3 protein-coding genes are annotated in these 3,787 nt (G+C 66.6%); all 3 read left to right on the top strand.

Annotated elements, in window-relative coordinates:
• The first annotated feature begins 489 nt into the window (after positions 1-489).
• The 3 genes from xylB to PVZ80_RS28845 are packed head-to-tail and all read left to right on the top strand — an operon-like array spanning position 490 to position 3,607.
• Entirely contained in the window at positions 490-1,998 is a 1,509-nt protein-coding gene (gene xylB / locus PVZ80_RS28855) for a xylulokinase (protein WP_273864884.1), read from the top strand.
• A 2-nt stretch (positions 1,999-2,000) separates the two neighbouring features.
• The gene (locus PVZ80_RS28850; protein ID WP_273864889.1) at positions 2,001-2,939 is read left to right on the top strand and encodes a carbohydrate kinase family protein; all 939 of its coding nucleotides are present in this window, start codon (positions 2,001-2,003) and stop codon (positions 2,937-2,939) included.
• A gap of 50 nt (positions 2,940-2,989) precedes the next feature.
• A complete protein-coding gene (locus tag PVZ80_RS28845; protein ID WP_273864888.1) occupies positions 2,990-3,607 on the top strand; it encodes a transglycosylase SLT domain-containing protein in 618 nt (205 codons plus the stop codon).
• Positions 3,608-3,787: the final 180 nt, after the last annotated feature.

Raw genomic sequence — 3,787 nt, 5'->3', positions numbered from 1 at the left:
CCCTGTAGCCGCTGCCGAAGGCTGCGATCGGCTGCGCAGCGGCCGCAAGGCCTGCCGATGCGTTTCTCCAGACAGATCGCGGATTCAGGTTTTGCGATTGCTACGCAACCGATCGCAGCCTCGCAGGCTCGGCAGCGGCTACACGGCCACCGCGAACCCTGTAGCCGCTGCCGAAGGCTGCGATCGGCGGCGTAGCCGACGCAAATCCTGCCAACGCGTTTCTCCAGGCAAATCGAGGGCTCAGGTTTTGCGATTGCTCCGCAATCGATCGCAGCCTCGCAGGCTCGGCAGCGGCTACATAGCCACCGCAAACCCTGTAGCCGCTGCCGAAGGCTGCGATCGGCTGCGTAGCGGCCGCAAGGCCTGCCGATGCGTTTCTCCAGGCAGATCGCGGATTCAGGTTTTGCGATTGCTCCGCAATCGATCGCAGCCTCGCAGGCTCGGCAGCGGCTACAGTGGGTTTGATTTGAATTTTGTGCAGGTTCATCCATGACGACGCAACAGCTTTTCCTCGGCATCGACTGCGGCACCCAGGGCACCAAGGCCGTCGTCCTCGACGCCGCCAGCGGTGACGTACTGGGCCTGGGCGCGGCGCCCCACAGCCTGATCAGCGGTGCCAACGGCCGCCGCGAACAGGACGTCGGGCAATGGCGCGAGGCGTTCGCCCTGGCCACCCGCCGGGCCTTATTGGCCGCGGGTATCAGCGGCCAAGACATCCTCGGCATCGGCGTGTCCGGCCAGCAGCACGGCCTGGTCCTGCTCGACCCACAGGGCCAGGTGCTGCGCCCGGCCAAGCTCTGGTGCGACACCGAATCCACCCCGCAGAACCAGCGCCTGCTGGATCATCTGGGCGGCGAACAGGGCTCCCTGGAGCGCCTCGGCGTGGCGATTGCCCCCGGCTACACGGTGTCGAAACTGCTGTGGACCCGGGAGCAGCATCCGCAGATATTCCAGCGCATCGCCCATGTGCTGCTGCCCCACGACTACCTGAACTACTGGCTGACCGGCCGCTGCTGCAGCGAATACGGCGATGCCTCGGGCACCGGCTATTTCAATGTGCGGACCCGGCAATGGGACCTCGCGCTGCTCAGGCACATCGACCCCGACGGCCGCCTGGAAGCCGCCTTGCCGGAACTGCTCGAAGCCCACCAGCCAGTGGGCACCCTGCTGCCGGAGATCGCCCGGCAACTGGGTCTCAACCCGCGGGCGCTGGTGTCCAGCGGTGGCGGCGACAACATGCTGGGGGCCATCGGCACCGGCAATATCCAGCCCGGGGCGATCACCATGAGCCTGGGTTCCTCCGGCACCCTGTACGCCTACGCCGAGCAACCCCGGGTCAGCGCGGACGCCGCGGTGGCGACCTTCTGTTCCTCCAGCGGCGGCTGGCTGCCGCTGATCTGCACCATGAACCTGACCAATGCCACGAGCGCGGTGCGCGAACTGTTCGAGCTGGATATCGACGCCTTCAACCAACGGGTGGCGCAGGCGCCGATCGGCGCCGAGGGCGTGTGCATGCTGCCGTTCCTCAACGGCGAGCGGGTCCCCGCCCTGCCCCATGCCAGCGGCAGCCTGCTGGGCCTGACCGCCAACAACCTGACCCGGGCCAACCTGTGCCGCGCGGTGGTCGAAGGCACCACCTTCGGCCTGCGCTACGGCCTGGACCTGCTGCGCCATAACGGTCTGCAAAGCCAGAGCATCCGCCTGATCGGCGGCGGTTCGAAAAGCCCGCTGTGGCGGCAGATGGTCGCCGATATCATGCACACCCCGGTGGTCTGCACCGAGCAGAGCGAAGCCGCGGCCCTGGGCGCGGCGATCCAGGCGGCATGGTGCGAGTCGCACCACAGCGGCCAGGCGCAGAGCCTGGCGCAGCTGTGCCAGCGCTGCGTGAGGCTCGATGCAAGCAGCGAAACCTTACCGATAGCGGCCAATGTCGCGGCCTACCAGCAGGCCTACGAAGGCTACCAACAGCATGTGGCAACCCTTTTGAAGAGCGAATGACTATGTACCTGGTCTGTGGTGAAGCACTGTTCGATTTTTTCAGCCAAGACGATGCCAGCGGTCGGGCATCGCGGGTCAACTTCCAGGCAATCGCTGGCGGTTCGCCCTTCAATGTCGCGATGGGTTTGCGCCGCCTGGGGGTGGACGCGGCGCTGTTCGCCGGGCTGTCCACCGACTACCTCGGCCGGCGCCTGTTGCAGGTGCTGCGCGACGAAGGCGTGGGCGAAGACTACCTGCTGCATGTCCAGGCGCCGACCACCCTGGCGATGGTCGCGGTGGGCGCCGATGGCTCGCCGCAATACAGCTTCCGTGGCGAAGGCTGCGCCGACCGCCAGTTGCAACTGGCCGACCTGCCGCCGCTCGACAGCCGGGTGCGCGGCCTGCACATCGGTTCGTTTTCCCTGGTGGTACAGCCGATCGCCGACACCCTGCTGGCGCTGGTGCGCCGCGAGCGCGGCCAGCGCCTGATCAGCCTCGACCCCAACGTGCGCCTCAACCCGGCCCCGGACATCCAGCTGTGGCGCCAGCGCATCGACACCCTGGTCCGGCTGGCCGACCTGATCAAGGTCAGCGACGAGGACCTGCACCTGCTCTACCCCGACCAGGACCCGCAGCACGTGATCGAAGGCTGGCTGCAGCATCACTGCCAGCTGGTGTTCCTGACCCGCGGCGCAGAGGGCGCGACGGTGTTCAGTCGGGCACATGGCCGCTGGTCGGCGCCGGCCATGCCGATTAAGATGGCCGACACCGTGGGCGCCGGCGACACCTTCCAGGCCGCTCTGATTGCCTGGCTGACCGAACGACAGCTGGATTCGTTGGAGGGTGTGGCGGGCTTGAGCCGGGACCAGATCGACCAGATGCTCAGGTTCGCCATCCGCGCCGCGGCGCTGACCTGTGGCAAGACCGGACCGGACCTGCCCTATCGCCACCAACTGAACTGATCGCAGGAGCGCCACGCGGCGCTCCCATCGACCCGAATAGAGCCTTGCCTTTGACCCGCTTCGCCTATGCCGCCGCAGTATTCCCCCTCATCCTGACCGGTTGCGCGACCTCGCCGCCGGCCAACCCCAACGACATCTGCGAGATCTTTCGCGAGAAAAGCGACTGGTACAAGGCGGCCAAGGCCACTGAAGAGAAATGGGGGGTGCCGATCCAGGTGCCGCTGTCGATCATCTACCAGGAATCGAGCTTCAAGCAGGACGCCTTGCCGCCACGCAAATACCTGTTGTGGGTGATTCCCTGGGGCCGGGTGACCTCGGCGGCCGGCTACCCGCAGGCCAAGGACGAAGTCTGGGGCGACTACCAGCGCAAGGGCGACAACTACTGGGCCAGCCGGACCAACTTCGCCGACGCCACCGACTTTATCGGCTGGTACATGGACCAGACCACGCGGGTCAATGGCGTGACCAAGCAGGACGCCTACCGCCAGTACCTGAACTACCACGAAGGCTGGGGCGGCTACCGCCGCCAGACCTATACGACCAAGCCCTGGCTGCAGACCGTGGCGATGAAGGTGCAAAGCCGTTCCAGCCTGTACGGCCAGCAATACGCCGGTTGCCGGGAAGAGCTGAACCGCGGCTTCTGGAGCCGCTTCTGGAATTGGTTGTAAGCGCCTGACGCGGATCTCCCCCCCTCCTTCGCGCTCCGTAGCCGCTGCCGAGCACCGCGAGGCTGCGACCGGCTGCAACGCAGCCGCTAAACCAGTGCACGCGGTGTACCTGATGCAACGCGGTTACCGGTTTTGCGACGGCTGCGCCGTCGATCGCAGCCTCGCAGGCTCGGCAGCGGC

The organism is Pseudomonas sp. B3G-3, from assembly GCF_028640915.1.
GTDB lineage: Bacteria > Pseudomonadota > Gammaproteobacteria > Pseudomonadales > Pseudomonadaceae > Aquipseudomonas > Aquipseudomonas chlororaphis_I.
This window is presented reverse-complemented; position numbering and strand designations above follow the sequence as displayed.